The following is a 16,412-nucleotide window of genomic DNA, read 5'->3' on the forward strand; positions in this document are numbered from 1 at the left end:
AAAAAAGAGAGAAGTAATATATGTTAATTATACTAATTAATAGTTGTAATCACAACACATCTTTTAAATAGCTTTATTTTCTTTTAACATTCTTTCTAAAGATTGTTCAAAGCGCTTTATAGCACTTATTCCTATAGTAGAAACTGATTTTTGTAAGTAGTGATCACCATACACAGATTCTTCAGTAACGTTTAAAACATCTAGCCAATCTTTAATTGTTGTAAAACAAGAATATGGTATAAATATTTTATGTAAAATTGGCTGAATAATACTATATTCATCTAGAGGGGCGATTTGTCTACCATGAATAGTAAAGTTTCCAGACTGTCTACAGATACGTCTATCAATTTCACCACCTAAGATGCAGAATGGTAAATTAAATTCAGATCCATTTTCTCCATCAATATAACCCTTAAAATGAGAAAAATACTTTTCGTCTGCAATATTGATTACATCTGTAAAAGTTTCTTCACTTTCCGCATAAATGTGTTCTGAAGTTTTTGCATTAATTTTGTAAGGATTCATTGCAAAAACCGCTGCTCCAAATTGACTAAAGGAATTGACTTTATAATCATCAATGGCTTCTTCTGAAGGGATAACCATTTCTGAAGTTATATTATTTTGTGTTGCAAAAAATAGGGCAATTAATGGATCTGTTGTCCAATCTAACAACGGTGTAGGCACACCATAATGTTGTGCTAAGAACAACCACTCTATATCATTTTTTGGTTCTACTCTTAAATAACTTCCTAAATATTGTTTAGCCATTTGTTTAAATTTTTCTAGCATGGATTGGAAAGGGAGAAAGGCAACCGTTTCACCTCTCCCGCGTTCTAAAAACGGATCTTTTACTTTTCTTCCAAACTGATCAGCGATAGTGTAACGGTGTCTCATTGCAGATGGAGTTAATCTATGATTAGCATTGGATTGACCCCGAAACCAAGTCATTCCTTCATCTTCCTTTATTTTTTTTATCACTTTTAAATAATCCTCTAAACTTTTAACAGTATGTTTTTTGAAATCTATATCTTCTTGCATAAAATCCACTCCTATATAGTTACTAATGTATGTAGTAAGTTTTATTTTCACCTTACCATTACAATTGAATTTATAGAAGATATGTATTTTGGGCGCAATTTAGTAATAACTCTTTAAAAACAAACATAAATAATAGCAAATACTTTAACTTGGAGGGAATAGTAGATGGAGAATTGGACGTATTCTTTAACAGGAAACGATTGGTGTTTTGACACATATCAAACAAGACAAGAAGCGATAGATACTGCTTTAGGATATTTAGTAACCGATGAAGAAGAGCACGTAATATGGATAGGTCAGTTGCGTCCAAGTAATGAAGATTCTCTAGAATTCAATGTCATTAACATAGAAAGATTAGTATATTTTCACACAAAACAAAAAGCACTTGTCTAAAAAGACAGGTGCTTTCAGCTTGTAGACAAAGTCTAGTTACTAGGCAGGTCTACAAGCTTTTTTTGTCGAATAAATAAAGTACAGTCTGTTTGAGGGGTGTTAGAGATGTTATCGAAACAATCGATGGAAGGGCGCTATCAAGTTTCCATGATAGCTCTTGATCAAATTGTTCCTGAGAACCACCTTGTACGTAAGATTGAAAAGGCTATGGACTTTAACTTTATTTATGATTTAGTGGAAGATAAATATTCTATAGACAATGGACGGCCAAGTATTGACCCTGTTGTCTTAATTAAGATGGTGTTCATTCAGTATTTATTTGGTATTCGATCTATGCGACAAACAATCCGCGAGATAGAAACCAATGTGGCGTACCGTTGGTTCTTAGGTTTTGACTTTGACCAACCAATTCCTCATTTTTCTACCTTCGGTAAGAACTATACCCGCCGTTTCAAAGATACGGAAATCTTTGAAAGTATCTTCTACCACATCTTAAAGGAAGCAATGAAAAAAGGGTTTGTAGATCCATCTGTAGCCTTTATCGATTCGACTCATGTTAAAGCTAACGCCAATAAAAAGAAATTTACTAAAGAAGTCGTGAATGTAGAAACAAGGTGTTATCAAGAACAATTGGATAAGGAAATAAACGAAGACAGAGTAGCTCATGGAAAAAAGCCTTTCACCCCTCAGACAAAGAATGAAACAAAAGAGATTAAAGTAAGCACTACAGATCCGGAAAGTGGCTATTATGTAAAAGATGAACGGGAAAAACAGTTCGCCTACTCCTTTCACACTGCTTGTGACTCAAAAGGTTTTATTCTTGCTACTCAAGTTACAGGAGCCAATGTTCATGATAGTCGCATGCTAGAATCTCTCGTAAATGAAGTGAAAGAGAAAGTCGGAAAACCCACTGCTGTTGCGGTGGATGCTGGATATAAAACGCCGCCAATTGCCCATTATTTACTTAAAGAAGAAATTCGGCCCGTGATGCCTTACACTCGCCCCCGAACCAAAGATGGATACATGAAAAAGTATGAGTATACCTACGATGAACATTATGACTGTTATATTTGTCCGAAGGACCAAATACTCTCTTATCGCACAACCACTAGAGATGGCTATAGACAGTACGCATCTAACCCGTCAATCTGTAAAAATTGCCCTTTACTCCAAACTTGCACACAAAGCCAAAATACTACCAAGATGATACATCGACATATTTGGGAAGATGACCTAGATGAGGCAAACCATCTAAGGCATACCCAAACAAATAAGCAATTGTACGCGAAACGCAAAGAAACGGTAGAACGTGCCTTTGCGGATGCAAAAGAAAAGCATGGTATGCGTTGGACCACTCTCAGGGGACTGAAAAAAGTGGCCATGCAGGCGATGCTAACTTTCGCTGCCATGAATCTTAAAAAACTTGCTAGTTGGGCCTGGTAAGCCCTAGCGCTTCCAAGCAAAATACCTTAAAACAACGAAACCCCTATTTCAGCTTCAGCTGAAATAGGGGTTTGTCTACGGTCTGAAAGCACTTGTCTAAAAAGACAGGTGCTTTAAATATTAGGAAACCTGAAATAAATCCAGTTGATATGATTCTATTTTGCTGTTTATAGGATAAGGGTCTCTTCCTAATGTAGTAAGGACCTTATTTATTTGCTCCATTAACTTAACATTATAATGGGGACTTTTACTAAGCTCTATTGCAGCCTCTTCATACTTTTTAGCGAAAGCTTCCCAATAATCCATCTCTTCTATCTTAGGAGGCTCATAAAGCCATTCTGAGACACTTTTTAGAGCTTCCTCATAGGTATGTATATCTTTATCACAAACAAGAAAATAACCTACATTCCAGACGAATTGTTCTTCCTCTCCCATATCATGATGATCTACGTAAAAAAAGTACGACTTACCTGTATCTTTTACACGGTTTTCTATATATTTTATTAGTTCGTCTCTGCCTAAATCGAAATCTTGATGCACCCAAAACTGAGGATAAGGGTTTAAGGTCTCTTCCTTTTTCATTATCCCGAATTTATCATAAACAACCGGGCCATCATATTGCCAGTTAAGCGGGGATATATTAAGTATTGAATATCCCTCTTCTCTCCATATGCTTTGAATATACTTTACAATTTCTTTAGGAATAAGATTGAATCCTGTCTTTTCTTGAATGTATAGTAGCTTTCTTAATAAGAACACCCTTGCTTCAATTGTTAAGGAACCAGGGTTATATTCTACTTCTTCCGCTCTATCGAAACCCTCATATTCTGTTGTACGAATACGGTCATGAACTGACTCTTCATTAGATTTAAGGAATCCATCTCCTAATAAATCTAATTGATTATCTGAATTACCCAGTTGTTGCATACGTTTATTTGTTCTTTTCAATTCTATTCTTTTAACAGGCATACGGTATCTTGCATCATTTCGTATTTGTGCTAAAATATTTTTGTATTCTAGAAGCGGTGTTAACGATGAATTTTTTTGAACCAAGTTTTTAAGCATTTTATCCTCAGAGACAGCGGTACAAGTCCAACAACCGTTCCTACCATTTCCGCAGCTGTTTCCTTGCCCGTCTGTCTTTAAAGAACATTCAAAAATATCCTCTGGATAGAAGTGTCTCAATTGAGCCACACTCGTTCCCCAAGGAAAGTATTCATAGTCATCAATATACGCCCATAATTGATCTCCAGACAAATGCTTTATTGGGTGATAAACCAATACATTTTTATATGAACTATGGTTGGCAAATTTCCCTACATCTCCATCTAGTTGATTTTTCTTTATAGATGCATTTCTCGCGATAGATTCTTGCATTCTTACTCCCATAGCCAGGATAATATCGTACTCTTCCCCTAAGGAGATCATACCGCCTGCAATTACAGCTTTCATAATTTGATCTACAGCGTTTATCTTTAGCTTGCTGGAGCACCATCTGTATCTACTATTAGGTGAAACAGGAGGGTTTCCTTTCCCGAGTATGTTGACCCAATAGTTATCTTTTAAATTTGGAACTGCTATATTCCCTATCACTGGTAAATTGGAAGATGTTGCCACCTTGTTTAGTTTCTCAATAGACTCCACTAAATATCCGTGCATGTCTGGTGTTTCAACTTCTGTATTAGATGTAATAACGTGAACTTTTTTATGTCTATCGCTTGGTGCTAAAGAAAGTAGCATTTCCCAAAATAACAATAATACCATGGTGGAATCTTTTCCAAAACTTGTGGCCAATACAATTTCTTTATTATCTCTTAAGTACAAATCTTTCATCTCTTCTTTAATTTTTTGAAAAGGTTCATAAAAACTGGACATTGATTTTCCTCCTTTAATAAAAAAAGAGACTTTTCACGGAAAAGTCTCATCTCTCTTTATCCAAATAAACTTAGTGATTTTTGAATAGCTATTTGCTGGAATTGAGAAGTTATTTTTCTCTCCACTTCCAGATTCATCATCATAAAATCTAACCGGTAATCCATAATTATTTGAAATCGCTCCACTTCAGATTTTGGTAGTATCCTTCTATCTATTAGTGACTGCAAAGCGACACTATCTGGTGCAGCATACTGTATCAAGAAATCTTCACCATAAACTTCTAAAATCTTATCCATATTGTAAGCAGGACGGTTAGCAATTAAAGAAATGGATCCGAATTCATGCTTTAGTTTATTATTTGCTTTCAAGGCCTCACAATTGCTCATAGTCTTTTTTTGTGATTCATAAAGCTCTTCTAAATTCTTTAATCGTTCTTGGAGCGGAATAAACCTTTTTACAAGTTGGTTTATATTCAATTCTCCTAGCGGATAGTCACCCTCTATTCTTAGAAGTTCCTTTCCCTTTTTGTTAAAACTGGGTTTGACATAATAAGTAGATGGGTGTTCAAACTCCTTTAATGCTACAAGTTCTTCAGGTATCTCTTTTTTTATTAACGTAGTATCTAATCTGATCACACTACACACAATTTTATCTTGTAGAAAACAAAAGAGGTTCTCTATTAAACCCTGATTATCGACTTGGGTAATAGGTTTGCGGACGAATTTTGCAACGACATTATATTTCTCATATTCATGCCTGTTAACTTCACTGTCCTTCAATCGGTACCGCACTTCTTTTTTTAATGCATCCAATTGATTTTTAAGCTGCTTTAAAGAAAGATACGTTCCATCTCTTAGTAAGCTTTCCATCAGAGTGGCAGCTGTCGGAATTGGCTCCTCTAACTCTTTGATTGGTTCAAAGAAAGCTCTATCTGTTCTTGAGCATTTCTTACAAAGCTTTAAATCAAAATTTGGTTGCTGCATATTAAACTTGCAGTTTTCACAACTCTTCTCCATTTTTCTACCTCCATAGCTCCCTATCTAGTATTAGAGGGAGCAAGAAATAATTACTCCCTACTAGAAAGGGATATATGAAGTTATTATCCAGATACACTAGTAGCCGTGTCTGTAACTAATTTACCTTGCATATCACAAACAATCAGCCTTGGAACTCTGTTATTCTTTTGGATAAAAGTCTCATACTCTTCCATAGGAAAAGTAACTGTTTCTTTTACATAACCACTTTGATTAATAAGGTATCCTTTTAAAAGATACTCATCTTTTTCTTGAAACATAAGTATTCTCCCTGTTATTTCTTGTTTAGTACGAAGCTCATTAGTACTCTCTTAGCGGTGTGAGGATCTAGTTTATCTACTATGATAAATTTCTTGTATTCATCATCTGTAGAGATAAGCTTTTTATAGATTTTCGAGATATCTTTCATCAACCTCACACACCTTCTCTTTTTGTGAAATTCATGCTACAGATTTACCTGTCTGCTGAGTAATTTTTTCTATAACAGCTTCAGGAAGAAAATGAGCGAATATGCTTTTGGCATGTTCTGTATCCACTCCAGGTATTAAAAAGTGCAATAATTGATCACGTTGGTCAGCTCTAAACTTATATGAAATTTCAAATAAGTACTTTTTTGCAGTTTCGCCGTCTAGGTATTCATTTGCTGCTAGTACAGAGGTGATGGTATCTGTTTTTAGAAACTGCGGTGGACAATACTCCGAATGAGATACGATAAGAATAGCTGGCAACCCAAGTAAGACTTGAAAAGGAAATATAATTCCTTCTGCAATTAAATCACCATCTTTAAATAACCGATTATTATCTACGAGGAAACAGGACTTAGAAGTATGAAATTCATATTTCATATAGCTACTACCTCCTCAAACGTAGAAAATAAATCGAATTCAACGGGTTCTAACTCTTCTTTAATACTCTCTACTTCCTTAAGTAATTCAATTAACTTAAAGGCTTTTGAATGCTTTTTTCGCAGCTGCAGATTTACAATATTGTTAGGCAAACATATAACATTTACATTTCCTTTAGAGAAAATCCCTCTTATCTGTTGAGGCTTATAGGAAGGTCTTTTCAATAGGTCTGTAATCCAGTCATCTTGAGTCCACTCTTCCAAGGAAATGTCATATTCAACTGCATTGATAGTGGATTTTAAACACCCCATTGATAATTCGAACAGGTATAGACCACCGTCAATTGAGCCATTGAAATACACACGGTAGCCATATTGCGTTTGAGAATTTCCTTGAGGTCCAAATGGTACAATCCGGAAAACATGACCATCTACTTCCCACACAAATTCGTTAGCAATATTCTTAAATCTAAACCCCTTTAATAACTTTCCGATCTCTTTTGCAGATACAGGCGAAAAACAAGTTAACTTAAACATACCGAGTACTTTCCTTTCACCATAGCTACTACAATCTTTCATACTTAACACCCTTTCTAAAAGTTTTTTATTAAGATTTTTTCAGAACGCAAAAAAGCCCCTAGATACAAGGTTTAATAATCACGAACTTTTAAAAATTCGTTAAACCTTGACCCAGAGGCCATCAACTCAAATTCATATCCGCTGCCGAGCTGAATGCTGACGCTTTGAAAAATAAAGAAAATCTTAATATTTCAATTATACCTTATTTGTATATTTTTTTACATATAAAAAGTTGAATCAAATAAAAAAGACATCGCTTCATCACTGAAGCAAATGTCAATTAATTCAAGTTAAATAAAGTTGATTGGAGTTCAGTATCTAACAATTCTTTAAACGTATCTTCATCATACGTATTTATAATATAATTATATTGAATAGTATTTAATTCGATTTCATCAATAGTAGATAGTGTTAACCGTTTCTTTTCAACTGAAGATAATTCTGAGATTAAACGCTCCCTTGATGCTGTAAGGATAGTTTCGACTGTTTCCTTAGAGTCGCTATCTGTTTCCCAGAAGCCTCGTTTCAACAAGGTTAGTAACTCCACAACAGTGTCTTCTTCCTCCAATAAAATGGTTCGTTTTCTTAGATGAAATTTGCGGTCCGCTTTCATAATCATAATACAACCTTCTCTAATCCATAAATTTTTACTAATCATTAATATACCCTCACTTATCTAAATTAATCCTTATTTTAAGATTAAATGAATTTATTTAGAAAAGTGGTGAATTCAAATATTATAGTGTAAATTTATAAAATTTTATAATATCAATTGACCTATCTTGTAGGTAATAAACAGAAATAACTTATTTTCCTTTTTTGGAATAATCTTAAAATTATTATAACACTTTTAGTATGTTAAGCATACAAAAATTAAGTACTTTATACCTATAAACAAAAAAACTCTCTTGCCGAAGCAAAGAGAGTTTTAGATAATATTTAGAATGATTGATGCAGATCAAAAGCGTCATAGGTTGAACCTATTATTTCAATCCATACTACATCATTTCTTACCGCTCCATTATAAAATTCTACTTCAAAATTCACCATTAGAGGCCCTTTTTTCATTGCAGATTCAGGATTCATGTAATGTTCTTTGAAGAAGTCATTAATATGAAGTTCTAATGATTGTGAATTTAACATTACTGTTTCTTCTATTTCTATGCCATTCACGTCTTCTGTGATTAATGTTGCTTTTACATACTTAGAAGGTGCGTCAGGTGTATTACCTGTAAGAATGATTGTTTCCCCCGAATAGAAGTAATGAGGCGGGTGGCCATGACCTTCGTGAATTTTCAACCAATCATCCGTATGGTCTACTTTCCCTTTTATAAAAAGGTTTTTTACTACGATTATTATTTGAACTGTATCTTCCTCACCATATTCATCAGTGACCGTTTGTTCAACAATAATATTGCCATGTTCTTCTACTTTCCAGCAATAATTCGGATTATTACTTTCTATCACTTTTCCGCTTGGAAGTATTATTTTATAGTGAATCGTAATTCTATGATTATCCGGATCAAAAGCTGTACTTCTTAAGCAAATATTATCTTCTATCCAATATTCTTCTTTATCAGGATTAATTCCTCCTACAGGCTCAGTATTTACAAACATAGATACTTGCGCTTCGTTATCGGTTTCAATAGATTCGAGAATTTCATTCGGATAGTCAATAAAGGCTTTGAAGACTTTCTGACCAGGATTTCTTGCAGTAAATGACAAGTAAACGGTAGAACTAGAAGCTTTAGTTATAGCATTAGCGGTTAAATCGGTTAATCGAGTGTTTCCTTCATATAACCCAATCTTATGCTTTGATATATCTAAGTTTCCTGTATTACTATACACAACTTTAGCTTTATAATTTCTACCAACTACCAAATGAGATACAGGCTTATTAGCCTCATCAACAATTTCTATAGATGTTGCTTTAAGATTTATCTCATTTACAACTACATTCTTTGTAACTGTTACACCACCACCAAAAGGATCAGTTACAGTTTGCTTAACAGTATAAGTCCCTCTGATTAAGTCGGTAATAGTAGGGTTTGCCGTATTATAAGTAGTCTTTTGGTTATTGGGCGAAGTTACTTCATAAAGATGTGTTAAGTTATCACCGTCTGGATCACTTGCAGTAGATGTAATTTTAATTGCATCCGTCGTTAAGTAATCAGGTTTGTCAAAATTAAATCCTCCTATTGGGTTTCTGTTTCTAACAGTGATTGTCTTGGTAGCTGCATGGCTAGCTGTTCCATCAGAGGCGGTCACTCTAACTTTCCATTCACCCTGTTTATTTAATATTCTAGTAGGGTTAGTCGATGTAGAAAAATCAACCCAGGAATTAGATTGAGGTTCTTGATAGGCCCACTGATATGATAGTGTATCCGAATCTGCATCTGTACTAGAATTTGTGAATGTGATATTCGTATTGTTATAGATAGTGGTTGGACTATAGGTAAAGTTAGCTACTGGTGCTCTATTTTGTACGATTAAATTCTTTGTAACACTATCAGAGAATTCTCCATCATTTACTGTTAAGCGAACCTTCCATGTTCCCTTTATATTAAAAATTCTAGAAGGGTCCTTTACTGTAGAAAAATTCACCCAAGTAGTTGAATTGGGCTCCTGATAAGACCACTGGTTAGTTAAAATATCTCCTTCTGGATCTGTTGACCTGTTATCAAATAGAACAGTTGTATTGTTATAAACATTAGCAGGACTCCATACAAAATCAGCTTTTGGAGGGTTATTAAACTTAAACATGTTGGAGGTAGAAGAACCAATATTACCTACATTATCTTGGATTTCCACCTGGATTCTATGTTCACCGTGATTAGATAAAACTATATCTGTATTAGTTTGATTAACCCAACTTGTCCAACTTGTATAGTTTTGACCGTTGTTATTAGATGTTCTGTAGCGGAGACTCTTGACACCTGACCCAATATCACTTGTGTTAATTCTAATAGTTGTGTTTTGTGTATTTGTAAAGGTTGCTGTTGGAGCGTCACCATCAACTTTAAGATACTTTTGAGCAACACTCCAACCATGAGTGTCTCCTGCAGAGATATTATCAACGTTATCAGCAAAACGATGCCTAATTTCGTGACTTGCTCTGTTTGTATTCCCTTTTACGTCAAAGGTAACTTCTCTTATGTTTCCACTTGAGTAGGTCCTATTTGGAGATGATACAGTAAAATTATCACTATTATGAGTGTGCGATATATTTGTAGCTGTACCATTCCAACTATGAACGGATATATTGCGATCAGAGCCGTTTCCTGTACTTAACCTGGTATCCTTTAGGCCAGAGTCGAGATCTCTACCTCTAATACTTACCTGTACTGTATCGTTAGGACGAATCCAGTAATCGTTTCCGTTTTTATATCTGTGGTTAGTAATCGTTTCACTTACTAGGAGAGGCGCTACGCCATCAACTCTTATATTTTTTCCGGTAGAAGTATAGGCTCCAGAAGTATTTCTAGCATTATCTTCGAAATAATATCGAACATCATATGAATGACCATGTGTTTTAGGAGTTACATCCCACAACACTCTACCATGGGCTGTATTCTCTTCTCTTAATGCTGAATCAATAGATACATGATCACCAGTCCAGGTTTTTTCATTGTATGTTGTGGATCCATGAAATGTATGCAAGCTACGAACATCTTGACCATTTCCATATAATCTCAAGTATTGTAATCTATTACCCGAGTGAGGGTCATTTTGTCTAAGTCTTACACTTAAAGTGTCATTAGGCTGTACCCAATAATCTGAGCCATTTACGTACCTGGCATTGAGAACACTGTTTGAAGTGTGGGTAGGTGCAACACCATCTATTCGGAGCTTTAAATTTGTTGTAACCCATCCGGTGTTGTTGCCTACATTATTTTGGTGCCAGGCGCTAATGTCATAGGAATGAGCATGTGTTTTTCCCGCAACCTGGAATGTTGCTTCTCGCGTTTTCTGAGTGCTAGATTCATAGGTCCTTTGCCCAGAAAAAGCATCAATACTTGAGGTCTGGGTGTAGTAATCAAAGTTATTATTCCCATTATTATAACTGTGTCTAACTCTAGCTGTTGCACTACCACTTAAAGTCATTGAGGTTCTTTCAAGTAAAGAATCGTTATCAAACCCTCTTAGGCGAATATTAACTTTATCATTAGGTTGAGCCCAATAATCATTTCCGTTTTTATAACGATGGTTTGTTATAGCGTGTTCTTTATGCTCTGGGTTGGTATCCTCTGGAGTAAACTTAATTACCGCTTGGTCTCCACCAAAGGTCCAGTACGCTGTATTTGCCCATCTTTTATTGTTATTATCATGAGGACTTTGTACACCATACCAAACAGAAGTTCCTGTTTCATTAGCATCTATTCTTTTATACGTCCGATTTTCTTGGAAGTAACCTAAATCATGACCAGAAACACCCGTTTGCTTAGCTTGAGTCCTTCTAATAACAGGATAATCATTCATAATAAGGTTACTTGCGTTTATACCACTTGTTAGATCAATTTTTCCTGTATTAAACGAGCGATCACTAAATTCAAACGGTAAAATTAACTGAGAGTAAACAATTTGACTATCAACTTTCTTAACGATATAGAGGCGCCATGATACGTTGTCTCTATTATTTTGGAACAACTCATTTAAAGGAATATAGGCATCAAAACCTACATTATTATATTGCATATTACATTCAATATTATCCTTGTTGGTAGCATTGGAAGAACATTCATTATAAAGGCCAGTTGGACCTTGGCTGTTATATTCCAACTCTTTAGTTGCTGATAGATTGATAGGTATAGTGGAATAAATTTTTGTTTCGCTACTACCTGTTTTTTGAGCGACTATATACGTATCGTGGTTTGAAGAGGTGTGTCTTTTATGCCCGAATAGAACTGCCCAACCTCTAAAATTTAAATACGGTTGATTCCCATGTCCTTGGCTGAAATTCCGATTGACTACTTGAAATCCACCATTAATATATTTATTTGAATAAACGTCATAAACTAATTTACGACCGGTTGTCATATTAAAAGTTTTACCACCGGGTCTATCGTCCCAACCATTTCTGACACTTGACGGTACATCATAAGGAGAGGAAGCAGCGAAAGCTACCTCCTCATTGGACGTTAACCCGATGGCAAAGATAATTAAACCCGCCAAGAAAATTCTTGCAATTTTCTTCACGTCATGCCACCTTTCGTTTTATCAACCACCCACCTAAAACTAATGAAACGATAAATAATGTTGAAAATAGTATTATAAGAAGTGTCGAAGGACCTTTTTTATTACTTTCTTCCAAATTAGCAGCAAGCTCTTCTTCCTGAGAAATACGACTAACCTTATTGTCACTTTCAGGCTTATCTTCATTTTCTTTCATGACGGAATCAGATTTATCATTTGCTATAACTTGTTTAACTTCCTGATCCTTTTTATCTTCCTCTATACTTTTTTCATTTTTTTCTACTTTGTTATCTTTATCGGTATTACTATTAGTTGTTTCTGTTTTAGTTGAACTGGTCGATGCAACCTGGTTTTTCACATTAGAAGACTGACTAGACGATGTAGTTGTAGTTGAATTACTGCTAGTACTAATTTTATTGCTAGTACTTGAACTAGTTGAAGTTGTGGTAGAAGAGGAGGTGCTTTTCGGCTCTTCTTTTGGCTCTGGCTTTGGTTCAGGCTTTGGCTCTGGCTTTGGTTCAGGCTTCGGCTCTGGCTTTGGCTCTGGCTTTGGTTCAGGCTTCGGCTCTGGCTTTGGCTCTGGCTTTGGCTCTGGCTTTGGTTCAGGTTTTGGTTCAGGCTTCGGCTCTGGTTTAGGTTCAGTAACTTTAACTGTATAAACTGTGAGCTCTGCATGAGAATACTGGCCTCCTAAAGGAAGTTCGTACACCTTTCCGTTTGTAGCATAACCATTAATAAAACCCTGAAGAATGAATTCATTTAAACTAGAATCATAAAATCCCCACACATACTCTTTCTCTCCACATACACCATTTGGTCTGGCCGGATTACTGCTAGTATGCTTATTTGACTCAATTGTCATGGAACATTTAGGGACATCTGCATGTCCTACCTCTGGTAAAGCAATAATAAATATTGCTCCAAGTAATAGTAAACTCAGTAATTTCTTTGATAGATTCTTCATAAAGATCTCCTCCTAGTTTTTATATCGTGGTAAGCCAACTCTTCTTAAGTAATTAATACATTTAATCGAAATCCAAGACACAAAAAACGGCCTTTAGGTGAAGTAGAAACTTACAAATTAGAAAATACTAATTTGTAAAGTTGACCTACGACCCCAAAGACCGTTGTATTTGATGGACTCCGGCTAATCAAAGAGATTGCCACGAAAAGTTAATAAAAATACTTGATACTTTTATTATACTATTTTTCATCTTTAGAATCTATCAAATATTCTCTTTAAAGGAAATGTATTCTATCACTATCTTCTATAGTATTCATACACTACAGCCTGTCGTATTTTCATACTATCTCCTCTAAAAAACCTTGGGGACTCAGTTTCTGCTATGATTATAATTCCTGGACCATGGATCGTTTCTAACACATTAAAAGTACTGTTTGAATAATTCATCGGAAACTCTACACCACTATAATCATCAATAAACTCTACGTGTAGAACCCTTACTTGATTGTGAAAAAAGGTATTAGGAAGTGGTTTATGCAATCCATCAAGTTGTAGATTGTCTTGTAGAGATTTATTGATATTATCAAATGCGGTAGCTTGATCAAAAACAATTCTTCCTTGGCCCAATTCTTGTTGATTAAGTGCTAAAGCTGCATCATGTACAGCAAGCTCCAAACCATTTTTGAGCTTTCGTGTAGTAGACATATCGAGGTCAAAGTTAAATTGCATGACCATAATACCTGCCCACATGGTAACTAACGCCAAACCTCTTAATAGCGAAGACATACAACTACTTCCTCCTAATACTATCCAGCATACTCAGACATTATCTTAGCAGTTCTTTCAATTTTCTTAGGACCTTGGTTGAAAATGTCTAAGACAAATATTGGCCCTCTCGGAACAGTTATAGTGCATTCAAGATAGCCGCCACGACTTGTTAAAGTAGTCGTGGCTTCAATCTCAATTTTCGAGCGGTCAAAGTTATAATCTTTTTCAAGTGTATCTTTAATCTCGTCTACAATATTGCTAGTAAACTGCCCTTTCAAGCTTGCCTGCTTCATTGATTGGTGTAAGACTGTATCTACCGCTTCTCTGTGTAATGAATCTGTATAAGCAAGGAGCGGAGTGAATATTATGGTTATAGCAATGAAAATCATCATCCATTTTGCAAGTACCTCACTCATAGTACAACATCAACTTTCATCAGTTTCGGGGATTGGAAGTACCCGTCTTTAAACCGTGGTTATCTGTGCTTTCAATATCACCTTTGTAATTAGCAACTTCTCCATCTACCAGTGTATAACCAACCATAAATAACAGTCCTACGATCATTGTTACTGTCAAAGCCACTTTCATAAACGTTGAAATACTTGAATTCATCTTATTTCCTCCTGAGTTTTATATTTAATATAATGCTGCTAGTTACGATTTTCTGAACTTCCAGTACTTAAACCATGATTGTCATTACTCTCAATTACACTCTTATAATTTGCAACTTCTCCATCTACTAGTGTGTAACCAACCATAAATAACAGTCCTACGATCATTGTTACTGTCAAAGCCACTTTCATAAACGTTGAAATACTTGAATTCATTTCTAAATGTCCCCCCTAATTTAATTGAATTTGATATTTATTTAGCTTTTCATGGTGTTCTTTATTCACATTTGTTAGTGTCATATATGTAATGCCTATGATGAAGCTAAAAATTGCAACCACCAAAAATGCTAGTTTCATAAACTGAACTAATGAGGATCCCATACTTTAACACCTCAATCAAAAATTTCATGACTCTTCTGAGCTTCAACAATATCTTTATAAGCGTCAGTTTCATCATCTACTAATTTATAACCGACCATGAAGAGGCAGGCCACGATCACTGTTACAGTTAGTGCTACCTTCATAAATGTCGATATAGACGTATTCAACGTGTCACCTCCTTAAAAATAATGGGTTGGTCTATCTACCTGGGAGCACAGCTTAACTGTTATCAACATACTCTGCTACATCATCGGCTATTTCCCCCATCATAGGAGCTAACTTATTCCACAACAGGGCAACCACTACAACTGAAACCAGAGCTAACTTCATAAAAGTCGCAATTGACTCATTCATATACTCCCTCCCTTTCTACAGACTGAATCTTGATTCACTCATGATGAACGAAACCATATAAACTATTACAACGACGAAATTTAAAAGGACTAAAAAGTGGGTTGCCTTTATAGGTAGATTTCCTAGATCCACATATAACTTTCTTTTCCTCCTATAATTTTCAATTTGAGAGTTTATAAAGGTGTCCTCCATTCCTCTGAGTGACTGAAGAATAGTTTCTCTCTTATTCTCATCAAAAGTTTTTAACACCGTTATTAGGGATTCAGCTTCAGGTGTGTTTAATTCCTTAGCAAAAATCTCTAATGCGTGTGCAGGTCCCTTATCTGAATTCCAGTTAATAAGAAGTCTATTGAGCTCTCCGTTGATCTCAGAGAAATATGGTTTTAAACCTTTCAGAAGGTTATAGGCGTTAATCCTGGTTGAATTCATCATTTGAATTTCACTAATTAACATATCGTAAAGGGAGAATAACTCAGCATTTTTCTTTGCCTTCTTGTATTCAATCCACCGTTTCAAAATAAATGAGGTAAGTGAGAATGGGAAATTAGGTGATATTCCAAACATGACGGCCATAATACCTAAAATACTAAAAGCTGAGAAATCTCCTTTAAAAAGAACTGGATATATGATGTAATTTAGTGATAACAAAACTAGTAAACTGTAACTAAATAGATGCCATTTAATAGCATTAATTCCTAAAGGATAGCCTGCATCTTTAAATATAGTTTCAAGCTTACTTTCTTCAGACTTAAAAATGATTTGTTCTTGCTGCTCTTTAAGAGCTTGCTTAAATCTCAAGCGGTAATGTAGCCGTTCCTTCCTAGAAGAGAGTCCAAGGTAAACTAATAATCCAGAACCTATTGCTCCTACTATCCCAAAGAAGTATATAATCATCGGAAGGAACTTATAAAAGAGAACTGACTCTGCGATAATAA

The 16,412-nt window shown here is 35.2% G+C and carries 20 protein-coding genes; 2 read left to right on the forward strand and 18 right to left on the reverse strand.

From position 1 onward, the window contains the following. Positions 1–63 precede the first annotated feature (63 nt). Positions 64–1,038 (reverse strand): FRG domain-containing protein, encoded by a 975-nt coding sequence (locus K7887_RS22480; RefSeq protein WP_223494025.1) that lies wholly within the window; start codon positions 1,036–1,038, stop codon positions 64–66. Between the two features lie 165 nt (positions 1,039–1,203). Here K7887_RS22480 and K7887_RS22485 point away from each other — a divergent pair, with 165 nt between their 5' ends. Both K7887_RS22485 and K7887_RS22490 read left to right on the forward strand, forming a co-directional pair. Continuing rightward, the gene (locus K7887_RS22485) at positions 1,204–1,431 is read left to right on the forward strand and encodes a hypothetical protein (protein WP_223494026.1); all 228 of its coding nucleotides are present in this window, start codon (positions 1,204–1,206) and stop codon (positions 1,429–1,431) included. A 105-nt stretch (positions 1,432–1,536) separates the two neighbouring features. Continuing rightward, positions 1,537–2,874 carry an IS1182 family transposase gene (locus K7887_RS22490; RefSeq protein WP_223494027.1) on the forward strand — a complete coding sequence of 446 codons (1,338 nt, stop codon included), beginning with the start codon at positions 1,537–1,539 and terminating at the stop codon, positions 2,872–2,874. A 120-nt stretch (positions 2,875–2,994) separates the two neighbouring features. Here K7887_RS22490 and K7887_RS22495 read toward each other — a convergent pair whose 3' ends face one another. The 17 genes from K7887_RS22495 to K7887_RS22565 all read right to left on the reverse strand — a co-directional run bounded on the left by K7887_RS22495 (position 2,995) and on the right by K7887_RS22565 (position 16,371). Then, positions 2,995–4,749: a phosphoadenosine phosphosulfate reductase domain-containing protein gene (locus K7887_RS22495; RefSeq protein ID WP_223494028.1), complete on the reverse strand. Its 1,755-nt coding sequence runs from the start codon at positions 4,747–4,749 to the stop codon at positions 2,995–2,997. Between the two features lie 56 nt (positions 4,750–4,805). After that, positions 4,806–5,765 carry a hypothetical protein gene (locus K7887_RS22500; protein ID WP_223494029.1) on the reverse strand — a complete coding sequence of 320 codons (960 nt, stop codon included), beginning with the start codon at positions 5,763–5,765 and terminating at the stop codon, positions 4,806–4,808. Between the two features lie 83 nt (positions 5,766–5,848). Further along, positions 5,849–6,043: a hypothetical protein gene (locus tag K7887_RS22505; RefSeq protein WP_223494030.1), complete on the reverse strand. Its 195-nt coding sequence runs from the start codon at positions 6,041–6,043 to the stop codon at positions 5,849–5,851. A 14-nt stretch (positions 6,044–6,057) separates the two neighbouring features. Next, positions 6,058–6,192 carry a hypothetical protein gene (locus K7887_RS23005; RefSeq protein WP_263290368.1) on the reverse strand — a complete coding sequence of 45 codons (135 nt, stop codon included), beginning with the start codon at positions 6,190–6,192 and terminating at the stop codon, positions 6,058–6,060. A gap of 31 nt (positions 6,193–6,223) precedes the next feature. Further along, complete coding sequence (locus K7887_RS22510) at positions 6,224–6,628, reverse strand: hypothetical protein (protein WP_223494031.1); 405 nt, start codon at positions 6,626–6,628, stop codon at positions 6,224–6,226. Further along, positions 6,625–7,164, reverse strand: coding sequence for a hypothetical protein (locus K7887_RS22515; RefSeq protein WP_223494032.1), 540 nt, complete (start codon positions 7,162–7,164; stop codon positions 6,625–6,627). The genes K7887_RS22510 and K7887_RS22515 overlap by 4 nt, the downstream gene beginning before the upstream one ends. A 322-nt stretch (positions 7,165–7,486) precedes the next feature. Continuing rightward, positions 7,487–7,825: a hypothetical protein gene (locus tag K7887_RS22520; RefSeq protein WP_223494033.1), complete on the reverse strand. Its 339-nt coding sequence runs from the start codon at positions 7,823–7,825 to the stop codon at positions 7,487–7,489. Positions 7,826–8,145: 320 nt separating this feature from the next. Further along, a complete protein-coding gene (locus K7887_RS22525) occupies positions 8,146–12,402 on the reverse strand; it encodes a PKD domain-containing protein (RefSeq protein ID WP_223494034.1) in 4,257 nt (1,418 codons plus the stop codon). Position 12,403: 1 nt separating this feature from the next. Next, positions 12,404–13,363: a hypothetical protein gene (locus tag K7887_RS22530; protein WP_223494035.1), complete on the reverse strand. Its 960-nt coding sequence runs from the start codon at positions 13,361–13,363 to the stop codon at positions 12,404–12,406. Positions 13,364–13,660: 297 nt separating this feature from the next. Further along, the gene (locus K7887_RS22535; protein ID WP_223494036.1) at positions 13,661–14,149 is read right to left on the reverse strand and encodes a peptidase M23; all 489 of its coding nucleotides are present in this window, start codon (positions 14,147–14,149) and stop codon (positions 13,661–13,663) included. A 20-nt stretch (positions 14,150–14,169) separates the two neighbouring features. Next, entirely contained in the window at positions 14,170–14,547 is a 378-nt protein-coding gene (locus tag K7887_RS22540) for a hypothetical protein (protein ID WP_223494037.1), read from the reverse strand. A gap of 19 nt (positions 14,548–14,566) precedes the next feature. Then, a complete protein-coding gene (locus K7887_RS22545; protein WP_223494038.1) occupies positions 14,567–14,743 on the reverse strand; it encodes a hypothetical protein in 177 nt (58 codons plus the stop codon). Positions 14,744–14,781: 38 nt separating this feature from the next. After that, positions 14,782–14,958 carry a hypothetical protein gene (locus K7887_RS22550; protein ID WP_223494039.1) on the reverse strand — a complete coding sequence of 59 codons (177 nt, stop codon included), beginning with the start codon at positions 14,956–14,958 and terminating at the stop codon, positions 14,782–14,784. 15 nt (positions 14,959–14,973) lie between these two features. After that, positions 14,974–15,123 carry a hypothetical protein gene (locus K7887_RS22555; protein WP_223494040.1) on the reverse strand — a complete coding sequence of 50 codons (150 nt, stop codon included), beginning with the start codon at positions 15,121–15,123 and terminating at the stop codon, positions 14,974–14,976. Positions 15,124–15,134: 11 nt separating this feature from the next. Then, a complete protein-coding gene (locus K7887_RS22560) occupies positions 15,135–15,290 on the reverse strand; it encodes a hypothetical protein (protein ID WP_223494041.1) in 156 nt (51 codons plus the stop codon). Between the two features lie 52 nt (positions 15,291–15,342). Next, the gene (locus K7887_RS23010) at positions 15,343–15,477 is read right to left on the reverse strand and encodes a hypothetical protein (protein ID WP_263290369.1); all 135 of its coding nucleotides are present in this window, start codon (positions 15,475–15,477) and stop codon (positions 15,343–15,345) included. 15 nt (positions 15,478–15,492) lie between these two features. After that, complete coding sequence (locus K7887_RS22565) at positions 15,493–16,371, reverse strand: hypothetical protein (protein WP_223494042.1); 879 nt, start codon at positions 16,369–16,371, stop codon at positions 15,493–15,495. Between the last annotated feature and the right edge of the window lie 41 nt (positions 16,372–16,412).

Source organism: Sutcliffiella horikoshii (assembly GCF_019931755.1).
Taxonomy (GTDB): Bacteria; Bacillota; Bacilli; order Bacillales; family Bacillaceae_I; genus Sutcliffiella_A; species Sutcliffiella_A horikoshii_E.